Source organism: Streptomyces sp. NBC_01092, assembly GCF_045039535.1.
GTDB lineage: Bacteria > Actinomycetota > Actinomycetes > Streptomycetales > Streptomycetaceae > Streptomyces.
Genome location: NZ_CP108659.1, coordinates 5,147,198 through 5,168,213, shown reverse-complemented (window position 1 = coordinate 5,168,213; position 21,016 = coordinate 5,147,198). Strand labels below are relative to the sequence as shown.

Here is a 21,016-nt window from a genome sequence, read left to right as displayed (position 1 = left end):
CCCGCGTGGGCGCGGTGTGGTGACTCGACATCAGGGAAACGCAACCTCAGCCGGTGGGCACGACAGGTGGGTGGGGGACTAGGGGGACCGGGCGTGCCCGGAGCGGACGGAGGGGATCGGGGAGATCGGGGGGATCCGGGGGATCCGGGTTGCCGGGGGGCCTATACGGCCATGCCGTACACGATGGTGAACAGCGTGCCCAGCGAGCCGATGATGAAGACACCCGTCAGACCGGCGATGATCAGACCCTTGCCCTGCTCGGCGCTGAAGGTGTCGCGCAACGCCGTGGCGCCGATGCGCTGTTTGGCCGCCCCCCAGATGGCGATACCGAGGCAGAGCAGGATGGCCACCGCCATCACCACCTCGATCATCACCTTGGCCTCGTTGCCCAGGCTGCCGAAGGGGCCCCAGTCCGGAGCGATCCCGCCGATGATGGTGTTGATGTCGCCCTTATCGGCCGCAAAGAGCATGTAAGTCACCGCCCCTGTTGGGTAGTTCCGCAATCCTCTGCGGTGCGCAGAGGTCAGGCATCATTCTCGCCGACAATGGCGCCGTCGTATGTCGACTTGGCGTCATTGATGGGCGGGATTCGTACGAATAGCTCGTATGGTCACTCTGTGTATCACGGCAGGTCACGCCGGGCAACGAGGCCTGAGCGGAACCTGTCGTGTGGTTGCGTCGTTGGCCCTCTTCACGCCGGGTGCCGTTTCTGACGGCCGGCCGGGTGATGGTTCGTGCCGTTGTTCTCCGGGTGAAGGCTATCGCCGACACGCCAACGGGCCGTAGCTGGGTGCCGCGGCCCGTTGCGGTTCAGGTCTGGTGACGGGCGGTCAGGTGAAGCCGGCCGGTCCGCCGGGGTGCCTCGGGAGACCGTTGCCGGGCGGCGGGGGCATTCCTCCGCCCTCCAAAGGGGCCGTACCTTTCGCGCGTTCATCCCTGGGCTTCCAGGGACCTTTGAGTCGTCCTCCCGGCGAACTGCCCCGAGTGGAGGGGCGTTCGTAGACTGCCCGTGATCAGTACATGCAACATCCATTCGCGTCGATTCGCATTCCAGAGCAACGGGGGACGAAGTGCTTCTCGAGGACGGCCCGATCCGGCGCAAGTCCGAGGACATACGCAAGGCCAACAGCTCGGGCCGCGCCAAACGGGAGCTGACCGACGCGGCCGCCGCCGGCAAGGCGTACAGCGGGTGGGAGTCGGGACCGGCCAGCGACGACTGTGTACGCGCGTGGCAGATGCGCCTGCGGGAGCTCGGAGATCTCGTCGAGGACGCGGCCGAGGGACTGAACAAGGCCATGGACCGCGAGATCAGCACGGACCACTCCATCGCCGACGAGATGCGCAGGGCCGCCAACCGGATGGAGGGCGGCGCCTGATGGCCATCACGGTCGAGGAGCTCAAGGCTGCCCGCCCCCAGCAGTGGCGGGACGCTGCCGACGACGCGCTCCGGTCGTCGAAGGAGTGCCAGGACATGGCCTCATACGCACGTGACGAGGTCGCCTCGACACTGCAGAAGTGCTGGGTCAGCGACAGCGGCGAAGCCGCGCGCAGACGTTTCGTCAAGCACGCCGAGGACTTCGAGGCGGCTGCGGAGGCACTCAAGGGCCTGATGCGGACGTACGACACCCTCGCTGAAATGATCGAGGGTGCCAAGCGGGACCTCGAGAGTGCGCTCGACTACGCCGACCGGTACGGCATCCATATCGACCCGAGCGGCCGGGCCACATGGAAGGCAGGCCGTGACGAGAGCGAGGGCGGCTCACTCCAGCACGCGGCGGACCTGGTCGGCGACGCCCTGCGCAAAGCCGAAGAGGCAGACAACGAGACCGCGACGGAACTGCGCACCATTCGAGCCCTGACCGACGTCGAGGACCCCAAGCTGGTCTCGCAGGCTCTCGACGAGAACAGCCCGCTGGCCATCGCGCTACGCCTGCAATACCTCGACGGGGTGCACCGCATCAATGTCTCGCCGGCTCAGATCGATGCGGTGAACCGGGCGGCGGCGGAGACGGGCATGAGCAAGAAGCTGCTGCTCGCCATCCTGTGGCAGGAACAGCAGTGGTGGCAGAACCACGACCGGGATCTGGAGGGGCCCTTGCCGTGGTTCGGGGGATTCTTCGACTGGACGCTCCGGGAGACGCTGAAGCCGGACAAGTCGCTGGGGATCACGCATATGAAGCTGGAGACGATACGACGGACGCTCGACAACAACGGAGATGCGTTCAGGACAGCGGATGGTGGACGGGTATCGGACTTGAGTGACCGCCAGCTCACCAAGTACATCGAGCAGAATCCGAACGAAGCCATCCGGTTGAGCGCCTACCACCTCAAGGATCTCCGCGACAAGGACGAGTACGGAGCCGGTACGGACAAGCAGCTGTTCACGCTGTACGCGGCCGATACGCGGGACGTACGGGAGAAGAACGAGACCTACGGGGACGACTCGGCGCACCGTGGCGGCGACATCAAGACCCGGGGCGAGAACTGGGATCGTCTCCAACCGCACATCGACGACACGCTGGCGTGGGACGCGCTGAGCGACAGGGAACGAACCCAGGCCATCGATCAGATCGAGAGCCAGACCCCTGCGGGGCACAACGTGAGCCTTGACCCGATCTACGACACGGCCGGCATGGGCGGCGGCACGGGTACGGGCCGACCGGAACCCGGCACGCCGTCACCGAGCCCCAACCCGCCGCCGACTCCGTCCAAGGACTAGTACGTTGAAGCGCAGAATGCGAGCTGTCGCCCTGGCGTGTCTTTGCGCTGTCGTCCTGGCCGGATGCACGGACGAGCGGACAGGCGGAGCGCCATACAAGCCGATCCCGGGCAATGTCCCGAAGGGCCCCGACTTCAAGACGACGGACGACCTGGCATCGGCGCTGGACCGGGCAAAGATCCCCTGCCCCGTCCTCGGCAGGTCGCCCAGCGGCGACGCCACCAGATGCGGTGCCCAGTTCGGGGCCGGGAAGTCGGTCGAGCTCGAACTCCATCTGGACACCCCCAGTCATCTGGGCACCGCCATGTCCTCGCGCCGCAACCCGCCCTACCAGCACACCCTGGTAGCCGCCGGTAACTGGTACATCCGCGTCATGGACCCCGACTTCGCCGCCCGCGTGGCCGAGGCTCTGCACGCCGTCGTCCTCAAGCCGCTCGGCGAGACCGGCGCTCCCGACCGGCCTCCCTACGAGGATCAGCTCCCCGAGATCCCGGACAATCCCAGCTACAAGAACCTCGACGCCTTGGCCGACAAGGTGGACGCGGCCGTGGGATGTACGGACCGGGACGATGACGACAACGACCCGGCACTGAGCTGGCAGTTTCTGAACTGCACCACGGGCAGGGGAGGACAGCAGCACCAGGACCACTGCGCCGACCTCGCGATCTACGACGATGCGCGGTCGCGCGATGAGGGGCTCTGGTCGAAGATCACCGGTGGACAGACTCCCAAGGGCCTGGTTGCCGGCTCCAACTGGTCGGTGGCCCTCTGCGACGAGGCTCTGGTGGACGACGTGGTGAAGCAGGTGGGAGGGGTCGAAGTTCGGTGATTCACCGCCGGCCGAGGCGCCTGCCATGATCGTCACCATGGGGATACACATCGCACCGGCCGGGGTGACCGACTTCCACCAGGTCCTGACTGATCACCCCCGTTACTGGGGCGAACGTGACCTTCGGTCGCTGCACCTTCTGGCACTGGTGCAGGAGTTCGGTTCCACCTGCTTGGTTGCCCGGGCCGAGGACGGAATCCGTGGGTACATCTTCGGGTTCGTCACCCCGGACGGCACCGGGTACGTGCATCTGATCGCCACGCGGGACGACGCCCGTGGCACCGGCCTCGGGCGTCGTCTGTATACGGCGTTCGCTGAAGCAGCGGAACGTCACGGTGCACGGCGGTTGAAGGCGATCACGTCAATCGAGAACACCGGCTCGATCGCCTTCCATCGCAGCCTCGGCTTCGACACGAAGACCGTCGACGACTACAACGGCCCCGGCCGGCCCATGGCCGTCTTCCACCGAGAACTGCCGCTCAACGTCTCATAGCCCTGACCAGCCAGCCGTCACTGGTAATCGCTGACGCTGCAACGGGGGCCCAGTGTGCGATGGCACGCCGGTTGGCTGAGGGGCCGTGGGTTCGGCTAGTCGGGGGTTTCGGGGAAGGTCGGCAGGGGGTCGGCTACGAAGGTTCCCAGTCCGACCTCGCCCCGGGTCCAGCCCTGTTCCCGTACATGTCGCATGGCCTTAGCCGCCGTCGCGTTCACCACGCCGAACTCCTGGGCGATCTCCAGGGTGGACGGCACGCGGCCTCCCGGCGGATACGTGCCGTCCTCGATGCGCTGGATGATCTCCGCTGCGATCTGCCGCCAGAGCGGGCGCGTGCGATCAAGGTCCATGAGGTCGGCACCAGGGTTCAAGGAGTCGACTCGGCCTCGTCGGCGGGCGGCAGGGGGTCGGAGACAAACCACCCCCGCTGGGGAACGGCGTACACCCAGCCATCGTCGGCCAGCAGGCCAAGCCCCCGCCGCACGGTTGTCCGTGCGATCCCGTACCGCTGCACGAGCTGGGCTTCGCTCGGCAGCATCCGACCCGGCTGCCAGTCGCCGCGCTGAATCTGCGCACGCAGAATCTCGGCGAGTTGCCGGTATGGCGTCAGCGGTGCGCCGTGGTCGATCTCAGAGTCAGGATTCATGAAGTCGACGCTTCATCGGAGGCGGGCGGCAGCGGGTCCACCACGAACGATCCACGGGCACGCACGGTCACCACCAGCCCCTTGTCCCGCAGGATGTTCAGCGCGCGGCGGACGGTGCCCGGGCCAACCCCGTAGTCATGGGTCATGGTCAGTTCTCCCGGCAGTCGGGTGCCGGGCGGATACTCGCCGGAACGGATCTTCCGCTCGATGATCGCGGCCAGTTGTTCATATACATACTGCGGCGAGTCGGGGCTGATCTTGTCCACGTTTTGACCGTAGGGCGCCACTCTCCACTGCGCATTACCTATCACTACTACCAACCACTACCTATCACTACCGTCTCTCGGATAAGGTCTGGAGAAAACAAGACGCCCCGGCGGGAAGGGTGAGAGCTTCCGTGCCGGGGCTGAGCCGACTAAATAGGAGTCGACCTATGCGCAGCCTACTGGCCGCCATTCTGAGCCTCTTCCTGCCTGCCCGCGGAGTGCACCGCGCCGACTCGGCACCGCCCAGCACTCCCTGGCCGCCCCGCCCCGCCTGCAGTCCCACCCTCGCGCTTCGGCCCCGGTCGCGCCCGGCGGGCGTCATCGCCGCCGATGGTCAGCCGCTGGTCCGGTCGGACGTCGTCGTATGGGAACGCGAGCGGGACGATCTTGAGCGGCGGCGCCTTCGGCGTCAGCGGCGTCGGGTGGAGGCCCTCGCCGCTCAGGGGCGGGACTACTTCCCGTGGGAGGCCGCCGTATGAGCGGCACGTGGCGTCCCCGCAGCATCGGCGTCGATCCGGCCACCGGCAAGGAGGCGTTCGTCGTCGCGCGGCCCGGCAGTCTTCTTGAAGGGCTGGCCGACGCGCAGGCCCTGGAGACCGCGGCTGTCCTGGTGGCGGTCGTCGGGGCCGTGCTGGAGGCGGGGGAGGCGTCGGAAGGTGAACTCGCCGCCCTCGTATCGCCATTGCATGCGGCGCTTGAGGAAGTCGTCGGGATGATGATGGTGGACGCCACGGCCGACGATGGGGTGGCAGACGGGAATTGATGGCGCAGCGGCCCCCGCCGCCGCTGCCCGGGCGAGCGGGCAGTGGCTGGGTGTCGCGGCCCCGTTCGTGCCTCATACGCCCGTGCTTGGGCCTCACGGCCCGTCAGGGCGGGACTGATGACGGGAGGGGTAAGGCCGGTGAAGGCGCCCAGGACCTTCGAGGTGCTCCGCCCGGTCAGGCCGTTCATAGTCCCGACGGCTCTGCAGAACCCCGCGGTTGACACACGCCGGGACGCCGGCCACCGGAGTATCTCCGCCGGACTACGGCAGGTCAGCTACGAGCCCGTCATTCATCCGCTCGATCTCCTCGCTGGACCTCGTCAGTCCCTCCTCGCGGCCGCGATCTCGCCGGGGCCAGGCGAAGCGCCCCGCCCTGCCCGACAGGGCGGGGCGGGGCGCGGAGAAGGGCGGCTCCGCGCGCACGGGGGAATTGCGGAGCCGCCGGCTGCCGATGACCAGTCAGCGCCTCATCTCCGCACCGGGAAGGGCAAGCCTCTCGCTGGCGGGAGTATCGGCTCCCTCCCGGAGTTCAGGAGTTCCGGGTCGAGATGTCACGGCTCCCGACGGTCCTGCACCTTGATGGCAGCCGCCAGGAGCGCTGCCGTGAGGGATGCCGCATAGACACAGGCCAGGTAGGGCCCGCCGGGGAAGGAGACGCCGCCGGACTGGCCCTGAAAGTCGCTCAGCGCCAGGAACGGCAGCCACGGGCCGATATCGATCCCCGCCAGCCAGTCACCCGTGGCCGACAGAGCCGGTTCGACGACCAGAGCCCAGACCAGTACGACGGTGATGGTCGCGCCACCGCTCTTCAGGAGGAGACCGATGGCAAGGCTCAGCACGGCCACGATGGCGAGTGAGACAGGAAGGGCGAGGAGTTGACGCCATTCGAGCCCGCTGGAGGGCACGACATCGGCGTCGGGCGCCGCGACGGCCGCGACGGCGACTCCCCCCGCCCCCATCAGGATTCCCATCAGCGCCGCGAGCGTCGCGATCACCCCGGCCTTGCCCAGCAACAGCCGTGGCCAGGACGGCACGGCAAGACGGGACTGCCAGATCGTGCCCGTACGGAACTCCATCGTCGCGCTGCGGGCCGCGAACACCATGACCAGGAACTGCGCGAAGGCGGGACCGACCATCACTTCGGATATGCCGGGCTCCTCACCTTCCATGGGGGAACGCACAGCGAGGCCACTGAGGACGAGCGACACGACTGTGGTGATGCCGAGAAGCCATGGTGTGGAGGTGAGCGAGCGAAGCTTGTAAGCCTCGGCTTTCAGCACGGCGGTGCTGGTCATACGGCCCTCTCTTCCGCCGGTCGCACCGAGCCCCGGTACTCCACCGAGGTGCCCGTGAGCTGGAGGTAGGCATCCTCGACGGTGCCGCGGCGCGGAGTCAGTTCGTACAGCACGAGGCCGGCCCCGGCCACGGCTCTGCCGATGTCCTCGCAGCTCAGACCACTGACCAGCAGGGGTGGGGCGGACGGATCCGTTCCCGGCCCGCCGGCGTCCACGGTGGCGCCCGCCTGCGTGAGCAGTTCGCGCAGTCGACCGGGCTCCGGACCGCGTACGACCACTTCCCCCTGCGTGGCGGCGCCGACCGAGGTGAGTTCCGCGATGGAGCACTGCTTGATGAGTTGCCCGCGGCCGATCACCACCACCTCGTCGGCCAGCTGTGCCATCTCTGCGAGCAGGTGGCTGGATACGAGGACGCTGCGTCCTTCGGCCGCCAGCTGTCTGAGAAGCCCGCGCATCCATGCGATGCCCTCAGGGTCAAGGCCGTTCGCGGGCTCGTCCAGAATCAGGATTCCGGGGTCCCCCAGCAACGCGCCGGCCAGTCCAAGACGTTGGGCCATGCCGAGAGAGAAGCCTCCGACCCGCTGGTCCGCCACCTCAGTGAGCCCGACCCGGGACAGAACCTCGTCCACACGGCCGACGGGAATTCGGTTGCTGTGGGCGAGCCACGTCAGGTGAGCCCGTGCACTGCGCTTGGGGTGCGCCCATCGGGCGTCCAGCAACGCGCCCACGACGCGCAACGGCTCGGCGTGCTCGTGATAACTGCGCCCCTGGATACGAGCCGTACCGCTGTCCGGTCTGGTCAGGCCGAGCGTCATGCGCAGTGTTGTGCTCTTGCCGGCACCGTTCGGTCCCAGAAATCCGGTGACGGATCCCGGGCGCACGGTGAACGACAGGCCGTCGACCACGCGCTTCTTCCCGTACGCCTTGGTCAGATCAGCGATCTCGATCGTAGACATCGTTGACACCCCGCCTCATCAGGCCGTGACGAGCTGGTGAACCACGGCGAATCCGGCGATCAGCAGCAGAACGATCACCCAGGCGGCCTTGCCGAGGGCGAGACCGCGTCGCACCGCGCGCACGCACTCGACCAGACCGATCAGCGCCGCCAGCAGGCCTATGCCGCCGATCACCGCGCCCACGACGTACGCCCAGGTGTGGTCGCCCAGAGTGCGCAGCAGCAGGGCGGCCACGCCGAGCGGAATCACCGGCCAGGCATCGCCACTCACTGAGGCCGGAGCCTCGTTCGGCGTCACGGAGGGCCTTCCTTTACTCATGTCTTCCTTGAGTCGTCGAAGTGAAATGCGGCGGGAGGCGAGAGGAGAGGGGGGCGCGGTGTGCGGGCCTCGGAACGAAAAGGTTCCGAGGCCCGCACACCGCTTCGCCACTGCCCGAGCCGGTCTGTGGCGCCCCGGGCAGACGGCCCGGACCTCAGAGACCGATGAAGTCCCGCACGGCCGAGTAGACCTCGTAGACCGTGGCACCAAGCTCGATCGTCTTGCGGACGAGCCACGGCACGTAGCGCTCGTAAGCCCTCTTGAACGCGTCGTAGCCCGCCCTGGCCGCGTCCTTGAGCTTCTTCCAGGCGCCGGAGCCGAGATCCTTGAGCTTGTTGATGATCCAGGTCCACCGGCCCCTCTCCCCGGCCCGGTCGGCTCCGGCCTCGGTCGAAGCAGTACCCGTCGCGCCGGCGGTCGAAGCCGACGACGTCAGCTTCACCTCGGCGGCCGAGGAGACCGCACGGTGAGTGCCCACCGTCTGGACCTGGGCGACGCCGGCGGGGCGAGCCTGAGGCATCGCGGAGGCGGCCGGGGCGCCAACGCCTATGAGCGCGCCGACGAGCACCGTGCTCGCGATGATGCGGTTCTTGTTCAAGGAATCCTCCGTGATTCAACTGCCAAGCCGCCGACACCGGTTGGTCGGCGGCCAGCACAGATTCACGAGGCCCTCTCTTCGCGATCGCTTCGTCGCGACTCCTGGTTGTCTCAGGCATGTGGGGATCATGCCCCTCAGGTGTCTCCGAAGCGTCTCCAATCCACCCTCTCTGCTGGTCAGCTGGCTGGATGGTGTCCGTTCACCACACTCGTTGAATCGCTTTTCGCGGCTTGCCTGAACTCGTCGTGCCGAGTGGATAGACCTTGATGTTCGTGATCAGCTCTTGTTATTGCTAAGGCATGTGATGCGCGTTTGTTGACCACTTCGTCGCATCCGACGGGCAGGTCTCTCCCGGAGAGCGAGCGGCTGATCCGTCGTTCCAGACAAATGGAGACAGGGGGACTTATGTCGAGATCGATGACCGGTGCCACGAGAGATCCTGGTTCCGTTCAACTCCGGTTGCTGGGCCATGACGGCGTTCACCTCGCTGATGACGAGTCCTACCGCCTGCCGCCGCAGACTGCGGAGCTCCTGGCCTACCTCGAACTGCGCGAAGGGCGGACCGCTCGGCGCCCCGCGATCATCAGGTCCCTGTGGCCTGACAAGGCGGAGCGCCTCGGGCGGCGCAGGCTGAGCCGACTGCTGTGGCGGGTGAACCAGGCAGCACCCCGGGAGCTGGTGATCGCGGAGGGCGAGACCGTACGCCTCTCGGATGTGCTCACCAGTGACTGGCAGTTGGCACATGACGCTCTCACCCACCCGGACTGGCCGCGCACTCCATCCCTCGCGACCGATCTCGAGCTGCTGCAGTTCCCTTTATTAGTCGACGTGCATTCGCCGTGGGTTGAGGAACACCAAAGGACGTGGGATCAGCGGAGGTTTTATGCCCTGCGCGAAGCGAGTGAGATTCTGCTGTCCGGCGAGCGACTGCGGGAGGCTGTCGAGATCGCGGAACTCCTGGTCACGTGGGAACCGCTGGACGAGCCCAGCCACCTCCTTCTCATACGCGGCCACATGAAGCTGGGAGCCCCGGGAAAGTCCACCGAGTTGTACCAGGAATTCAGGCGCCGTCTGCGGAAGGAGCTCGGAGTCGAGCCCGCGTTCGAGCTCGCCCATGCGGCAGCCCTGGCCGGATGATCATGGCTGAGCCAATATGGCCCGGGACGTCTACGCAATGCGCCTGATCACGCTTCGGTGTTGGGTGGACCCATGCTCAGCGAGCCGCCGCCCTCCTGGGCGCGGGCCAATTGGAACCAGGATGGCCCGATTTTGATCCGGGAAACTGCGGACTGGCACTGCCGGTAGTTGGAGTTTTTGGCGCGGCTTCGAATGTTCGGCTGTTCTGGCTGTACGGGGAGGGCGTTGTGTTGCTGCGCGACGGCGGGTCCGTGTCGGGGCGGCGTGGGCACCCGGCCTGTTCGATTCGGCGCTGGACGCTGTCGGCGCGCAGGCCGACAGGGCCACCGAGTTCGCGCCGTTCACGAAGCTCCGGACGTGCGTCGACAAGCTGATCCGCGACCTGATGGTCGGATACGGCCGGTGTGTTCACCGCGTACGAGCCGGCGATCAGCGATCTTGAGACGCTGGCGAAGCTGCTGTCGGACCCAATGGAGGGCATGGGCGCAGCCGTGCTGGCCTCGCGCAAGGGCTACGAGAACGTGGGCGGCGACGCGGGAGGATCGATCTGATGCCGGCCAAGGGGCCTTGTGGTGGTACGTCCTTCGAGGACATGAGCCACGAGCAGACGCTGGCATGGCTGGACCAGGCAAACGCCGGGATGGTGCTGGCCGCCGCGGACCGGTTGACCGCGGCGGTCAGGGAGATCCATAAGATCGCTGACGACGCTGCCTGAGAGCCCGCCGTCTCCGACGGTTGCGACAGGCGGCCTGCCCGGCCCGGAGCCGGTGAATGGCGGAGCGCCTCCGCAGACCGGCCTGACTCCTCCGGTGTTCGACAACAGAGCCGGAGCACCGGTCAACAGGCCGGCTGGGCAGGGGCGGGTTCCTGGGACGGGCGGGATGCCGTTCCAGCCTGGCCAAGGCCCGACGTCGTCGCGATGACGGCGGCGGACGCCGTGGCCCGTTGCGTGCAGTACTGGTGACGGAGCGTGGAGGGGGAGCGCGGCCCGAGGGTCAGCGCTCGGTGACGTTCGTCGTGATCAGGCGCAGGAGTTGCTTGGCCAGGGCGTCCTGCTGCGGGGTCAGGCCCATCGCGTCGCCGATGGCGAGCGGGACCGTGGTCGCGCGGTCGCGGAGCTCGGCGCCGGTCTCGGTGAGGCGGATCGCGACCGAGCGCTCGTCGTCCCGGCGGCGCTCGCGGCGCAGCAGACCGCCTGCTTCGAGGCGCTTGAGCAGCGGGGAGAGGGTGCTGGACTCCAGTTGGAGGGCCGCGCCCAGGTCGCGTACGGAGATCGAGTCCCGCTCCCAGAGGACGAGCATGACCAGGTACTGCGGGTAGGTCAGGCCCAGTTCGTCGAGCAGGGGGCGGTAGCGCGCGGTCACGGCGCGCGAGGCGGCGTAGAGCGCGAAGCAGAGCTGGTCGTCCAGGAGGAGGGAGCCGGGGTCCTGCGGGGGTGGGTCGGTGGCTGTGGACATGGAGGCTCCTGCCGGTGGCGCTTCGGGTCCCCTCGATTCTATCGGGAGATACATCATCGTGCGCTAATGAGTTGTGCACGACTTAATAGTGCGCTACTTTCATGGCGTGCCGCCGCACCCGGTCGATCCGGCCGGGCAGGCTGCCGCGGCACCCGATCCGAGGAGATCGCCATGACCGACACCACCACCCCCGCCCGCCCCGTCCTGGAGCCCGCCGCCCAGGCCTTCGCCGAGGCCACCGCCAACCCGCCGTACCTGTTCGATCTGGGGCCGGCCGAGGGGCGCAAGGTCGTCGACGAGGTGCAGTCCGGGGAGATCGCCAAGCCGGACGTCGACGAGGAGTGGGTCAGCGTGCCCGGTGGGCCGACCGGTGCGGTCAAGGTCCGGGTCGTCCGGCCGGCCGGGGTCACCGGGACGCTCCCCGTGATCATCTACATCCACGGCGCGGGCTGGGTGTTCGGCAACGCCCACACCCACGACCGGCTCGTGCGGGAGCTCGCCGTCGGCACCGGCGCCGCGGTCGTCTTCCCCGAGTACGACCTCTCGCCCGAGGCCCGCTACCCGGTCGCGATCGAGCAGAACTACGCCGTCGCCCAGTGGGTCGTCCGTGAGGGTGCGGACAACGACCTGGACGCCGGGCGCATCGCCGTGGCCGGTGACTCGGTGGGCGGGAACATGGCGGCCGCGCTGACGCTGATGGCCAAGGAGCGCGGCGATGTGCCGCTGGTGCAGCAGGTGCTCTTCTACCCGGTGACCGACGCCTCGTTCGACACCGGCTCATACCGGCAGTTCGCCGAGGGGTACTTCCTGCGGCGGGACGCCATGACGTGGTTCTGGGACCAGTACGCGACCGACGAGGCGGAGCGGGCGCAGATCACCGCGAGTCCGCTGCGCGCTACGGCGGAGCAGCTGACGGGGCTTCCGGCGGCGCTCGTCATCACCGCCGAGGCCGATGTGCTGCGGGACGAAGGGGAGGCGTATGCGAACAAGCTGCGGGAGGCCGGGGTGCCGGTGACCGCGGTGCGGTATCAGGGCATCATCCACGACTTCGTGATGCTGAACGCATTGCGGGAGACGCGGGCCGCGGAGGGCGCCATCGGGCAGGCGGTGAGCGCGTTGCGGGGTGCGTTCGGGGTGTGAGCGTCAGTGCCGTAGGGGGTGCTGGTCGTCGGGCTGCTGCCGGTCCGTTGTGGCTGGTCGCGCAGTTCCCCGCGCCCCTGATGGCGTTGCCGCCGACGGGGTCGACAGTGACCGTCAGCGGGGCTTCAGGCCGTGCAGCAGGTGGTGGACCAGGCTGTCGACGCCGGCCAGGGCCGCTTCGGAGGTCAGCATGCCGCTGCTGATGAAGCCGGCCATGCCTTGCAGGGCGGCGCCCGTGACGAGGTTGAGCTGCTCGGGGTCGCCCTCGATGATCTCGCCGCGCTTCTGGGCGTCCGCGAGGATCCCTTCGAGGCTGCCGACCGTCCGCTCGACGGCGGTGACCATCTGCTCCGAGGCGTCCGGGTCGTGCTTGCGGGCGTACATGAGCTCCAGGAGCTCGGCGTTGTCGATGGCGAAGCCGAGGTAGACGCGGGCGAGTGCGGTGAGCCGGGGTTCCAGTGGGAGTGCCGGGTCGTCGGCAGCGTCCAGGGCCCGGCTGAGCCGCTCGAACCCGGCCACGGCCAGGGCGTTGAGCAGGGCCTGCTTGTCCTTGAAGTGCCGGCCCGGGGCGGCGTGGCTGACGCCGACCTCGCGGGCCAGTTCTCGCAGGGAGAGGGAGGCGACGCCCTTCTCGCGCAGGGTGCGTTCCGCTGTCGCGAGAAGGGCGGCGCGCAGGTCTCCGTGGTGGTAGGGGCGACTCTCAGGCATGCCGGGCATGCGGACCATCGTAGCTCCATGTAGTCGGCGCCATCATTGTTGGCGTCGTCACCATTGTTGTCATTGACAGCATTGTTGGCGACGCCTACATTCGTTTGCATGGCTGATAACACGAAGAGCACGAGCACGAGCAAGACCACGAGCAAGGCATGGGATGCGAGCCGGATCCCCGATCTGAGCGGGCGTACGGCCGTCGTCACCGGGGCCAACAGCGGCATCGGACTCACCGCCGCCGCGGCGCTGGCCCGCGCGGGAGCGCACGTCGTCCTCGCCGTACGGGACCTCGAGCGGGGCCGCGCGGCGGCGGCGACGGTGACCGGCAGCACCGAGGTGCGGCGCCTGGACCTGGCGGATCTGTCGTCCGTGCGGGAGTTCGCGGACGCCTGGCAGGGGCGGCCCGTGGATCTGCTGATCAACAACGCGGGCGTGATGATGCTGCCGGAGCAGCGGACGGCGGACGGCTTCGAGATGCAGTTCGGCACGAACCACCTCGGTCACTTCGCGCTGACGAACCTGCTGCTGCCGTACGTCACGGACCGGGTGGTGACGTTGGCGTCCGGCGCGCACCGTCTGTTCGACGCGCGGATCCGCTTCGAGGACCTGGACTTCACGTCCGGCTACAACCCGAACCGTGCGTACGCCCAGTCGAAGCTGGCGAATCTGCTGTTCACGCTGGAGCTCCAGCGGCGGCTCGCGCAGGCCGGTTCCCCGGTGCGCGCCCTGGCGGCCCACCCGGGCTATGCGGCCACCAACCTCCAGAGCCACGCGGGGAATCCGGTGATGCGTGGGTTCATGAAGATCGGCAACCGGTTCTTCGCCCAGGACGACAAGGCGGGCGCGCTGCCGACGCTGTACGCCGCCACGCAGGACCTTCCCGGCGCGAGCTATGTCGGGCCCGACGGGCGCGGCGAGATGCGGGGCGGGCCGACGCTGGTCGGGCGGAGCGCGGCTGCCAGTGACCCGGACGTGGCGCGGCGGTTGTGGACGGTCTCGGAGGAACTGACGGGAGTGAGCAAGCCGTTGGTGGCCGGTGAGCGGGTGGCGGCGCAGCGCTGACGCGCCCTGTTGCCGCCCCCTCACCTCTCCGGGTTACGCCTCCTGGTTACGACTCCGGCTGAGTGACCGTCAGGGCCCAGCGGATGTCGTCCGACGACGCGTCGACGCCGATCACGAAGGAGCCGGGGCGGACCACGCCGGCGTCCATCGTCACCGAGCCCACGCCGGCCTCCCCGGCCGGGCAGTTGACGGAGAACGCGGCGACCTCCGTCTCCTGCGACATCGTCACCCGCACGTCGCCGCCCCCCTCGCACGCCACCGTCAGCACGGTCGGCAGCCCCTCCCACGCCCCGCCGGACGCCACACCGCCGTCCCCCGTGCGCTCCTCCACCCACACCAGGCCGTCCGGGCCGGGATGCGGCAGCAGGACATCGGTCGACGCGGCGGCGGGACCCGCCGCCACGCCGGTCAGCGCACCGGTCACGAGTGCCGTCACGGCCAGAGCGCGGCTGGTTCGTCTCACGATCGTTCCCCCTGAAGTCGGCCTGCTCATCGGCCAGTTGGCCGGTCGTCGCACAGTCTGCCGGGTCGGACGACCTGGTGCCTGAGTTCTCGTACTCAGGGGTAGCCAGTACCGCGGAGGTGATCGCTCGATGTCGATGTCGATGTCGGTGCCCAGCCTGCTCGGGGTGTTCGCGCACCCGGACGACGAGGCGCTGTTCTCGGGCGGCGTCCTCGCCCGGCACGCGGCCGCCGGCGCGCGCACCGCGGTCGTGACGGCGACCTGGACCCCGGACACTCGGCGCGGCGCCGAACTCGCCGAGGCGCTGCGGATCCTGGGCGCCGGCGAACCGCGGATGCTCGGCTATGCCGACGACCGGGTCCCGCACTCCGCCCCCGGCAGCCCTCGGCTGTGCGCCGCTCCACTGGACGAGGCGATCGGCCGGCTGGTCGCCCATATACGCCGGTTCCGCCCGCGGATCGTCATCACCCACGACGCCTACGGCGGCCTGACCGGTCACCCCGACCATGTGCACACCCACCGCCTGACCACGCTCGCAGTCCAGGCGGCCGGGCTCGAACGGCTCTACCCGGACGCCGGCGCCCCCTGGCAGCCGAGCGCCCTCTACCTGGCCACGCACCCGCACTCGGCCCTGGACGCGCTGGGCGAACTGGCCCGCGCGGGCAAGGGCATGAACACGGTCCCGGACGAGCGGGTCACCGCCATCGTCGATGTGAGCCCGTGGCTGGAGCGGAAGTGGGCCGCCGTACTGGCCCATCGCACCGAGGTGGAGCGGGGGGCCGTACCGGGACTGCTCGCCGGTTTCCCACAGGCTGTGCGGGAAGGGATCCTCGGCACCGAGTGGTACATCCGGCAGGACCCCGTCTCCCCCCTGTCCGGCCAGACGGAACTGACCCCTTGAGCGTGAGGTGCTCGCGCCTAGTCGGCGGGCAACGCCTCGCGCAGGCTCTTCGCCGTGGTGGTCGGGTCGTATCCGTCGGGGACGCCCTCGACCAGGATGATGTCGCCCTCGATGTGCCGGGAGCGCAGGGGCGCGATCTCCTGGTACGCGGGTGAGTCCCACCAGGAGCGCGCCTGCGCGATGTCGGGGAAGCCGATCATCACGACGTGCCCGGGCCAGCTGCCCTCCTTCGTCTCGTGCGGCGTGGCGTGCACCAGGAAGCGCCCGCCGTACGGCTCGAAGGTGGCGGGGATGCGCTCGATGTACTCGGCGATCTCCGGGTGCGGGGCGGCGTCCCGGAGGTGGGCGATGACGTAGGCGGGCATGGTGTCCTCCCCTGTCGGTAGGGCTCGCCCTGTCGGTAGGGCTCGATCCCTCTGCCGACGATCGTGGCAGGAGAGGCCGGACGGAGGCGATGACCCGAGAGGTAATGCCCCGGTGGCGAGGCCCGGGAGAGGGGTGGCCGGCCGGCGTCTGACGCTTCTCTCACCTTCGTCCGTCACAGTGACCCCCGATGCCCCGGACACAACACACCCACACCTCGCGCCTGCCCCTGTACGCCGTCGCCGCCCTGCTCGCCGTCCCGTCGGCCTCCGCCGCGGCCGGCGCCGGTACGGGACCCCTCGGCGTGACCGACACCGCCGCGGCGACGGCGCAGAGCGCGCGGGTCGGTGCCCTGTTCCTGGCCGGCCGGCGCGACCATCTGCGCGGTGGCCACGTCTGCACCGCGTCCGTCGTGCACAGCCCCCGGCACGACCTCATCGTCACGGCCGCCCACTGCCTGGACGGAAAGCGCGAGCAGCTCGTGTTCGCGCCCGGGTACCGGGACGGCGTGGCGCCGTACGGGGTGTGGACGGTCGAGAAGTGGTTCCTGTCGGACGGGTGGGTCAAAGAGCGGGACGAGGACAGTGACGTGGCGTTCGCGGTGGTCGAGCGCCGGGGCGGGAAGGGGGTCGAGGACGCCGTCGGCGGGAATCGGTTCGCCGCGGGTACAGCCCCCGGGGCGACCGCCGTGACCATGACGGCCTACCTCAACTCCCGCGAGACGCCGATCAGTTGCGCCGACAAGCCCCGCCTTCACCACCGTACGCAACAACGCGTCGCCTGCCCCGGCTTCGGCGGCGGGTCGAGCGGGAGTCCGTGGGTGGACGGGGACGGGCAGGTCGTGGGGGTGCTCGGCGGGCACGACAACGGCGGGCACTCGGCCAATGTGTCGTACAGCGTGGTGTTCGGGGCCGAGGCGAAGGCCCTGTACGGCGAGAGTGCCGGTTGCGACGAGTCCCATGTGGGAAGCTCCTAGACTGGCGCGGGCGGACTCCCGGTGGGCGAGGGGCGGTTGACGGTGCGTAAGGCATGGATCGTGGCGGGTGCCGCTGTCGCGGTGGGGCTCAGCTTCGTGATGCTGCTCGTCGTCGGGGTCTACATCGTCGCCGGGAACCTCGCCGGCGGGGTCGGCGGAGCGTCGAAAGCGCTGGCCAAGGGGGCCGTGCCGGCCGCCTACCGGGACATCGTGCAGAAGTGGGGCAACCTGTGCCCCGCCATCAACCCCGCGCTGCTCGCCGCCCAGCTCTACCAGGAGAGCGGCTTCAACCCGAAGGCCAAGAGCCCGGCGGCCGCGCAGGGCATCGCGCAGTTCATCCCGGGGACGTGGGCCACGCACGGGATCGACGGGGACGGTGACGGTGACCGTGACGTATGGGACCCGAAGGACGCGATTCCGTCGGCCGCGTCGTACGACTGCAAGCTCGCCTCGTATGTGAAGGACGTACCCGGCGACGCGACGAAGAACATGCTCGCGTCCTACAACGCCGGGGCGTACGCGGTCATCAAGTACGGGGGCGTGCCGCCGTACAAGGAGACCCAGAACTACGTGAAGATCATTACGACGCTGGAGGAGAGCTTCGCCGCGCCGGTTAGCCGGGTGGATCCCAGCAAGCAGGCCGCCGGCGCCATCTACTACGCGCAGAAGAAGCTGGGCACGCCTTATCTGTGGGGCGGCGAGGGCTCGGCCGCGGACGGCGGTCGGTTCGACTGCTCGGGGCTGACGCAGGCCGCGTACGACACGGTCGGGATCACGCTGCCGCGCGTCGCCAACGACCAGTGGAACGCGGGGCCCCATCCGGACAGGGACGAGCTGCTGCCCGGGGATCTGGTGTTCTTCTCCGACGACCTCGGCAACTCCCGGGCCATCCGGCATGTCGGGATTTATGTGGGCGGCGGGTACATGATCGACGCGCCGAGAACGGGTGCTGTGATCCGGTTCGACCCGATCGACACCCCGGACTACTTCGGTGCCACCCGGGTGACCGAGGATGGCGCGAAAGCGCTGCCCACGACGGTGTAGACGCAGCGTGAACCCACCCCCTGAGCTGCGGCGATGGGTCTCTCTTCGGTAACGTCTGAGTGATCATTCAGTGGAGTGTGGAACGTATCAACAGGGGCCGTGCGTTCCTGGTTCGTAGCCGGATCTACAACCACGGGGGTGGTGGGCGGAGCGGCGTACGCAAGATGCGCCAACAGACGATGAAGGGGCCGGGGCATCATGGCTGGACTCGCAGAATCCGGGTCGAACCCCGACGTCGATCTGCTCTTCGACATCAATGGCCTGGCCAAGGACGCGCCGCGGTGGTTCGACCGGGTCATGGGGTACGTCGGTGAGTACGGGCTGCTGCTCGCTCTGATCCTGCTCGTGGTGTGGTGCTGGTGGTCCGTGCGGCGGCGCGGCGACGACGATGCCGCCTCGTCGGTGGCCGCGCTCGTGTGGGCGCCGCTGGCCGCCGCGATCGCCGTGCTCGTGAACGTGCCGATACGGGGGTTCGTCGAGCGGCCCCGGCCCTTCAACGATCACCAAGGGCTCGACGTCCTGGTGACCGGCAAGACGGACTACTCCTTCGTGAGTGATCACGCGACGATCGCCATGGCCCTGGGCGTCGGGCTGTTCGTCGCGAACCGGAAGTTCGGGCTCCTCGGCATCGGGCTGGCGCTGCTCGAAGGGTTCTGCCGGGTCTACATGGGCGTGCACTACCCGACCGACGTCATCGGCGGGTTCGCCCTCGGCACGGCCGTCGCGCTGCTGCTGTCGCCGCCGGCCATGGCCCTGCTGACGCCGCTCATGTCCGCCGTCGAGCGGTCGCCGCGGGGCGGGTGGCTGATCAAGTCCCGGGGGCGGTCCCGGGAGGACGAGCAGGAAGCGCTGATTCCGGGGGCTCGGAAGGAGAGCGCGGGCGCCGAGGAGCGGGATCTGGCGGCCTAGGGCCTGTCCGGCGGATCAGGCCCTAGGGGCCACCGGCGTTCACCGAGTCACAGCGCCTGCGGGTACGTGAAGAAGCCCTCCGGGTCGTACTGCTTCTTCAGCCTCGTCAGACGGCTCGCCGCGTCCCCGTAGTACGCCTTGCGCCAGTCGCGCAGCGCCGGGTCGGGGTAGTTCTGGTACGCGGCGCCCGAGGCGTGGGGGCGCATCGCGTTGTGCGCCGACGTCAGCCACGCCTGGGCCGTTGAGCCCGATGCGCCGGCGCCCCACGAGGCTATGTACTGGGCCAGCATGCGGGAGCGGCGGTGCACGAAGGCCGTCGCCGTGGGGGAGACGCGGTTGACGGCTCCGCCGAGGGCCGTGAGGGCAATGCTGCCGGCGCCGCCGCGGACCGACTGCATCTGCTTGAGCAGCGTCTGGATGCCCGCCGCCGAGATCGAACGGTCGAAGAAGTCCGACTTCGCCGTGTATGTCTCGCGGCCCAGGGCGCCCTGCGGGGAGCGGCCGGGGGTCGAGCCGGGGAGGTGGCACTGCGCGTCGGTGCCGAAGGACGAGCAGCCGGCGTAGATCTCCATCGCCTCCTCGTACGAGTGGCGCTTGAGGGAGACGCTGCTCGCGGGGCCCGGGCCGCCGGGGCGGTCGGCCAGGCTGTCCACCGCGTTCTGGAGTTCGCGGTAGGTGCCCAGGGAGAACGCGGCGACGGAGATGGTGGGGGCGCCGCCCGCGCGGCAGGCCAGGTGCAGGGACGACCAGATCTCGTCGGGCTGGCTCGGGCCCCACTCCTGGAACGACTTGATCAGCGCGGCCGCCTTCGACCAGGGCCAGGTCATGTACGCCGTGACGCCCTGGGGGGCGGGGTGGGTCTTGAAGTGCAGTTCCGTGACGACGCCGAAGTTGCCGTTGCCGGCGCCGCGCAGGGCCCAGAACAGGTCCTTGTTCGTGGTGGCGTTGGCGACGAGCTGCTTGCCGTCGGCGGTGACGATCGTGGCCTGGGTCAGGCTGTCGCAGGTCAGGCCGTATGCGCGGGAGGTTACGCCCTGGCCGCCGCCGAGGGTGAGGCCGGAGACGCCGACGGTGGGGCAGGAGCCGGCGGGGATGGTGGTGCCCTTTGCGGCCAGGGCCCGGTAGACGTCTATGAGCTTGGAACCGGCGCCTACGACTGCGGAGTTGCCGGTGGCTCGGATGCGGTTGAGCTTGGAGACGTCGATGATCAGGCGGTTGTTGCCGGAGGACCAGCCTCCGTAGGAGTGGCCGCCGTTGCGTATCGCGACCTTGAGGTGGTGGGCGCGGGCGTAGGCGAGGGTGGTGCGGATGTCGTCGGGGTGGGCGACGTAGGCGACGGCGGCGGGCTTCAGGGTGTCGAAGCGGGTGTTGTAGAGCTGGTGGGCCGACTTCCAGTCGGCGTCGCCCGGGCGGATGAGGCGGCCGTCGAGGTCTCGGGCGAGGGCGGTCCAGTTGGCGGGGGCGGCGGGGGAGTTGCCGGTGGCGGTGGCGGTGCCGGTGGCGGTGGTTTGGGTGCGGGTGGCTGTGCTGGTGTCCGCGTTTGCGCCCGCGCCCTCGCCTGCAGCCTTGTCGCTGCCCGTGGCTTCGCTGCTGTTGCAGGCGGTTGCCGTCAGGGCGGTGAGGGCTGCTGCGGTGCCGCCGATGAAGGAACGCCGTTCCATGTCGCCTCCTGGGGGTTCGTGGAACGAGACGAGGTGGTGGGGGGTGGGGTTCCATCGGGCGCGGTGGTGGTTTGGCCGGGCCTCGGTTTCCTCGCCCCCGCCGCCCCTACCCGTCCCATCCCCAGGGGCTCCGCCCCTTCGCCCCCACCAGGGGGCTCCGCCCCCTGGACCCCCAACGGCCCTGAACGGGCCTCGTCCTCAAACGCCGGACGGGCTGAAATGGTGCCGGCCGGCGTTGGGTGGTGACGCCCCTGCCGGGTGGGTGGGGGTTGGGGATGGCGAGACCTGTCCTCGAACGCCGGATGGGCT

Annotated in this window: 28 protein-coding genes; 15 read left to right on the top strand and 13 right to left on the bottom strand. The window is 69.1% G+C overall.

From position 1 onward, the window contains the following. Window positions 1-161: 161 nt before the first annotated feature. Complete coding sequence (locus tag OG254_RS23345) at window positions 162-470, bottom strand: hypothetical protein (protein WP_003991275.1); 309 nt, start codon at window positions 468-470, stop codon at window positions 162-164. A 600-nt stretch (window positions 471-1,070) separates the two neighbouring features. Between OG254_RS23345 and OG254_RS23340 the strand changes: the two genes are divergently transcribed. The 4 genes from OG254_RS23340 to OG254_RS23325 are packed head-to-tail and all read left to right on the top strand — an operon-like array spanning window position 1,071 to window position 4,041. Beyond that, window positions 1,071-1,376 (top strand): hypothetical protein, encoded by a 306-nt coding sequence (locus tag OG254_RS23340; protein WP_405584941.1) that lies wholly within the window; start codon window positions 1,071-1,073, stop codon window positions 1,374-1,376. Further along, window positions 1,376-2,719 carry a hypothetical protein gene (locus OG254_RS23335; protein WP_405584938.1) on the top strand — a complete coding sequence of 448 codons (1,344 nt, stop codon included), beginning with the start codon at window positions 1,376-1,378 and terminating at the stop codon, window positions 2,717-2,719. Before OG254_RS23340 ends, OG254_RS23335 begins: the two co-directional genes overlap by 1 nt. A gap of 16 nt (window positions 2,720-2,735) precedes the next feature. Next, on the top strand, window positions 2,736-3,548 hold the full coding sequence (locus OG254_RS23330; protein WP_405584935.1) for a hypothetical protein: 813 nt from the start codon (window positions 2,736-2,738) through the stop codon (window positions 3,546-3,548). A gap of 25 nt (window positions 3,549-3,573) precedes the next feature. After that, the gene (locus OG254_RS23325; protein WP_405584932.1) at window positions 3,574-4,041 is read left to right on the top strand and encodes a GNAT family N-acetyltransferase; all 468 of its coding nucleotides are present in this window, start codon (window positions 3,574-3,576) and stop codon (window positions 4,039-4,041) included. Between the two features lie 95 nt (window positions 4,042-4,136). Here OG254_RS23325 and OG254_RS23320 read toward each other — a convergent pair whose 3' ends face one another. Genes OG254_RS23320 through OG254_RS23310 form a run of 3 tightly spaced genes read right to left on the bottom strand, consistent with a single transcriptional unit; the run spans window position 4,137 to window position 4,953 of the window. After that, entirely contained in the window at window positions 4,137-4,391 is a 255-nt protein-coding gene (locus tag OG254_RS23320) for a GntR family transcriptional regulator (RefSeq protein ID WP_405584930.1), read from the bottom strand. Window positions 4,392-4,408: 17 nt separating this feature from the next. After that, complete coding sequence (locus tag OG254_RS23315; RefSeq protein ID WP_405584927.1) at window positions 4,409-4,687, bottom strand: GntR family transcriptional regulator; 279 nt, start codon at window positions 4,685-4,687, stop codon at window positions 4,409-4,411. Further along, window positions 4,684-4,953: a GntR family transcriptional regulator gene (locus OG254_RS23310; protein ID WP_405584924.1), complete on the bottom strand. Its 270-nt coding sequence runs from the start codon at window positions 4,951-4,953 to the stop codon at window positions 4,684-4,686. Before OG254_RS23310 ends, OG254_RS23315 begins: the two co-directional genes overlap by 4 nt. Window positions 4,954-5,120: 167 nt before the next feature. On the opposite strand from OG254_RS23310, the gene OG254_RS23305 reads away from it, so the two are divergent. Then, window positions 5,121-5,432, top strand: a complete 312-nt coding sequence (locus OG254_RS23305) for a hypothetical protein (protein ID WP_405584922.1) — start codon at window positions 5,121-5,123, stop codon at window positions 5,430-5,432. Beyond that, window positions 5,429-5,716, top strand: a complete 288-nt coding sequence (locus tag OG254_RS23300; RefSeq protein ID WP_405584919.1) for a hypothetical protein — start codon at window positions 5,429-5,431, stop codon at window positions 5,714-5,716. Before OG254_RS23305 ends, OG254_RS23300 begins: the two co-directional genes overlap by 4 nt. A gap of 551 nt (window positions 5,717-6,267) precedes the next feature. Here OG254_RS23300 and OG254_RS23295 read toward each other — a convergent pair. From OG254_RS23295 to OG254_RS23280, 4 genes are all read right to left on the bottom strand, one after another. Then, on the bottom strand, window positions 6,268-7,011 hold the full coding sequence (locus tag OG254_RS23295) for a hypothetical protein (RefSeq protein ID WP_405584916.1): 744 nt from the start codon (window positions 7,009-7,011) through the stop codon (window positions 6,268-6,270). Further along, the gene (locus OG254_RS23290; protein ID WP_405584914.1) at window positions 7,008-7,967 is read right to left on the bottom strand and encodes an ATP-binding cassette domain-containing protein; all 960 of its coding nucleotides are present in this window, start codon (window positions 7,965-7,967) and stop codon (window positions 7,008-7,010) included. Before OG254_RS23290 ends, OG254_RS23295 begins: the two co-directional genes overlap by 4 nt. 18 nt (window positions 7,968-7,985) lie before the next feature. Then, entirely contained in the window at window positions 7,986-8,264 is a 279-nt protein-coding gene (locus OG254_RS23285; protein WP_405584912.1) for a hypothetical protein, read from the bottom strand. A gap of 175 nt (window positions 8,265-8,439) precedes the next feature. Next, window positions 8,440-8,883, bottom strand: coding sequence for a hypothetical protein (locus OG254_RS23280; protein ID WP_405584909.1), 444 nt, complete (start codon window positions 8,881-8,883; stop codon window positions 8,440-8,442). 417 nt (window positions 8,884-9,300) lie between these two features. Here OG254_RS23280 and OG254_RS23275 point away from each other — a divergent pair, with 417 nt between their 5' ends. The 3 genes from OG254_RS23275 to OG254_RS23265 all read left to right on the top strand — a co-directional run bounded on the left by OG254_RS23275 (window position 9,301) and on the right by OG254_RS23265 (window position 10,735). After that, window positions 9,301-10,020: a BTAD domain-containing putative transcriptional regulator gene (locus OG254_RS23275; protein ID WP_405584906.1), complete on the top strand. Its 720-nt coding sequence runs from the start codon at window positions 9,301-9,303 to the stop codon at window positions 10,018-10,020. Window positions 10,021-10,424: 404 nt separating this feature from the next. Next, the gene (locus tag OG254_RS23270) at window positions 10,425-10,571 is read left to right on the top strand and encodes a hypothetical protein (RefSeq protein WP_405584903.1); all 147 of its coding nucleotides are present in this window, start codon (window positions 10,425-10,427) and stop codon (window positions 10,569-10,571) included. 41 nt (window positions 10,572-10,612) lie between these two features. After that, window positions 10,613-10,735, top strand: a complete 123-nt coding sequence (locus tag OG254_RS23265) for a hypothetical protein (protein WP_405584900.1) — start codon at window positions 10,613-10,615, stop codon at window positions 10,733-10,735. Window positions 10,736-11,015: 280 nt separating this feature from the next. Here OG254_RS23265 and OG254_RS23260 read toward each other — a convergent pair whose 3' ends face one another. Continuing rightward, window positions 11,016-11,477 carry a MarR family winged helix-turn-helix transcriptional regulator gene (locus OG254_RS23260; RefSeq protein ID WP_405584897.1) on the bottom strand — a complete coding sequence of 154 codons (462 nt, stop codon included), beginning with the start codon at window positions 11,475-11,477 and terminating at the stop codon, window positions 11,016-11,018. A 171-nt stretch (window positions 11,478-11,648) separates the two neighbouring features. Here OG254_RS23260 and OG254_RS23255 point away from each other — a divergent pair, with 171 nt between their 5' ends. Continuing rightward, entirely contained in the window at window positions 11,649-12,617 is a 969-nt protein-coding gene (locus OG254_RS23255; RefSeq protein WP_405584894.1) for an alpha/beta hydrolase, read from the top strand. Between the two features lie 114 nt (window positions 12,618-12,731). Here the strand turns inward: OG254_RS23255 and OG254_RS23250 are convergent, their stop codons facing one another. Continuing rightward, the gene (locus tag OG254_RS23250; RefSeq protein ID WP_405584892.1) at window positions 12,732-13,334 is read right to left on the bottom strand and encodes a TetR/AcrR family transcriptional regulator; all 603 of its coding nucleotides are present in this window, start codon (window positions 13,332-13,334) and stop codon (window positions 12,732-12,734) included. A 99-nt stretch (window positions 13,335-13,433) separates the two neighbouring features. Between OG254_RS23250 and OG254_RS23245 the strand changes: the two genes are divergently transcribed. Beyond that, window positions 13,434-14,390 (top strand): oxidoreductase, encoded by a 957-nt coding sequence (locus OG254_RS23245; protein ID WP_405584889.1) that lies wholly within the window; start codon window positions 13,434-13,436, stop codon window positions 14,388-14,390. Between the two features lie 46 nt (window positions 14,391-14,436). Here the strand turns inward: OG254_RS23245 and OG254_RS23240 are convergent, their stop codons facing one another. Further along, the gene (locus OG254_RS23240; RefSeq protein WP_405584886.1) at window positions 14,437-14,853 is read right to left on the bottom strand and encodes a hypothetical protein; all 417 of its coding nucleotides are present in this window, start codon (window positions 14,851-14,853) and stop codon (window positions 14,437-14,439) included. 142 nt (window positions 14,854-14,995) lie between these two features. On the opposite strand from OG254_RS23240, the gene OG254_RS23235 reads away from it, so the two are divergent. Next, window positions 14,996-15,754: a PIG-L deacetylase family protein gene (locus tag OG254_RS23235; protein ID WP_405595137.1), complete on the top strand. Its 759-nt coding sequence runs from the start codon at window positions 14,996-14,998 to the stop codon at window positions 15,752-15,754. A 17-nt stretch (window positions 15,755-15,771) separates the two neighbouring features. Here OG254_RS23235 and OG254_RS23230 read toward each other — a convergent pair whose 3' ends face one another. Further along, window positions 15,772-16,119, bottom strand: coding sequence for a DUF1330 domain-containing protein (locus tag OG254_RS23230; RefSeq protein WP_405584883.1), 348 nt, complete (start codon window positions 16,117-16,119; stop codon window positions 15,772-15,774). Between the two features lie 188 nt (window positions 16,120-16,307). On the opposite strand from OG254_RS23230, the gene OG254_RS23225 reads away from it, so the two are divergent. The 3 genes from OG254_RS23225 (at window position 16,308) to OG254_RS23215 (ending at window position 19,046) form a co-directional block, all read left to right on the top strand. Further along, a complete protein-coding gene (locus tag OG254_RS23225; RefSeq protein WP_405584880.1) occupies window positions 16,308-17,093 on the top strand; it encodes a trypsin-like serine peptidase in 786 nt (261 codons plus the stop codon). A gap of 36 nt (window positions 17,094-17,129) precedes the next feature. After that, window positions 17,130-18,137, top strand: coding sequence for an NlpC/P60 family protein (locus OG254_RS23220; RefSeq protein WP_405584878.1), 1,008 nt, complete (start codon window positions 17,130-17,132; stop codon window positions 18,135-18,137). Between the two features lie 198 nt (window positions 18,138-18,335). Continuing rightward, the gene (locus OG254_RS23215) at window positions 18,336-19,046 is read left to right on the top strand and encodes a phosphatase PAP2 family protein (RefSeq protein WP_405584875.1); all 711 of its coding nucleotides are present in this window, start codon (window positions 18,336-18,338) and stop codon (window positions 19,044-19,046) included. A 47-nt stretch (window positions 19,047-19,093) separates the two neighbouring features. On the opposite strand, the gene OG254_RS23210 is transcribed toward OG254_RS23215, so the two are convergent. Next, window positions 19,094-20,707, bottom strand: a complete 1,614-nt coding sequence (locus tag OG254_RS23210; protein WP_405584872.1) for an FAD-binding oxidoreductase — start codon at window positions 20,705-20,707, stop codon at window positions 19,094-19,096. Between the last annotated feature and the right edge of the window lie 309 nt (window positions 20,708-21,016).

Coding starts and splice junctions, on each gene's coding strand:
- OG254_RS23335 (WP_405584938.1), top strand. CDS start 1,376: ATGGCCATCACGGTCGAGGAGCTCAAGGCTGCCCGCCCCCAGCAGTGG.
- OG254_RS23345 (WP_003991275.1), bottom strand. CDS start 470: ATGCTCTTTGCGGCCGATAAGGGCGACATCAACACCATCATCGGCGGG.
- OG254_RS23265 (WP_405584900.1), top strand. CDS start 10,613: ATGAGCCACGAGCAGACGCTGGCATGGCTGGACCAGGCAAACGCCGGG.
- OG254_RS23260 (WP_405584897.1), bottom strand. CDS start 11,477: ATGTCCACAGCCACCGACCCACCCCCGCAGGACCCCGGCTCCCTCCTC.
- OG254_RS23325 (WP_405584932.1), top strand. CDS start 3,574: ATGATCGTCACCATGGGGATACACATCGCACCGGCCGGGGTGACCGAC.
- OG254_RS23295 (WP_405584916.1), bottom strand. CDS start 7,011: ATGACCAGCACCGCCGTGCTGAAAGCCGAGGCTTACAAGCTTCGCTCG.
- OG254_RS23275 (WP_405584906.1), top strand. CDS start 9,301: ATGACCGGTGCCACGAGAGATCCTGGTTCCGTTCAACTCCGGTTGCTG.
- OG254_RS23255 (WP_405584894.1), top strand. CDS start 11,649: ATGACCGACACCACCACCCCCGCCCGCCCCGTCCTGGAGCCCGCCGCC.
- OG254_RS23320 (WP_405584930.1), bottom strand. CDS start 4,391: ATGGACCTTGATCGCACGCGCCCGCTCTGGCGGCAGATCGCAGCGGAG.
- OG254_RS23235 (WP_405595137.1), top strand. CDS start 14,996: ATGTCGGTGCCCAGCCTGCTCGGGGTGTTCGCGCACCCGGACGACGAG.
- OG254_RS23250 (WP_405584892.1), bottom strand. CDS start 13,334: ATGCCCGGCATGCCTGAGAGTCGCCCCTACCACCACGGAGACCTGCGC.
- OG254_RS23290 (WP_405584914.1), bottom strand. CDS start 7,967: ATGTCTACGATCGAGATCGCTGATCTGACCAAGGCGTACGGGAAGAAG.
- OG254_RS23305 (WP_405584922.1), top strand. CDS start 5,121: ATGCGCAGCCTACTGGCCGCCATTCTGAGCCTCTTCCTGCCTGCCCGC.
- OG254_RS23225 (WP_405584880.1), top strand. CDS start 16,308: ATGCCCCGGACACAACACACCCACACCTCGCGCCTGCCCCTGTACGCC.
- OG254_RS23215 (WP_405584875.1), top strand. CDS start 18,336: ATGGCTGGACTCGCAGAATCCGGGTCGAACCCCGACGTCGATCTGCTC.
- OG254_RS23315 (WP_405584927.1), bottom strand. CDS start 4,687: ATGAATCCTGACTCTGAGATCGACCACGGCGCACCGCTGACGCCATAC.
- OG254_RS23230 (WP_405584883.1), bottom strand. CDS start 16,119: ATGCCCGCCTACGTCATCGCCCACCTCCGGGACGCCGCCCCGCACCCG.
- OG254_RS23300 (WP_405584919.1), top strand. CDS start 5,429: ATGAGCGGCACGTGGCGTCCCCGCAGCATCGGCGTCGATCCGGCCACC.
- OG254_RS23245 (WP_405584889.1), top strand. CDS start 13,434: ATGGCTGATAACACGAAGAGCACGAGCACGAGCAAGACCACGAGCAAG.
- OG254_RS23330 (WP_405584935.1), top strand. CDS start 2,736: ATGCGAGCTGTCGCCCTGGCGTGTCTTTGCGCTGTCGTCCTGGCCGGA.
- OG254_RS23210 (WP_405584872.1), bottom strand. CDS start 20,707: ATGGAACGGCGTTCCTTCATCGGCGGCACCGCAGCAGCCCTCACCGCC.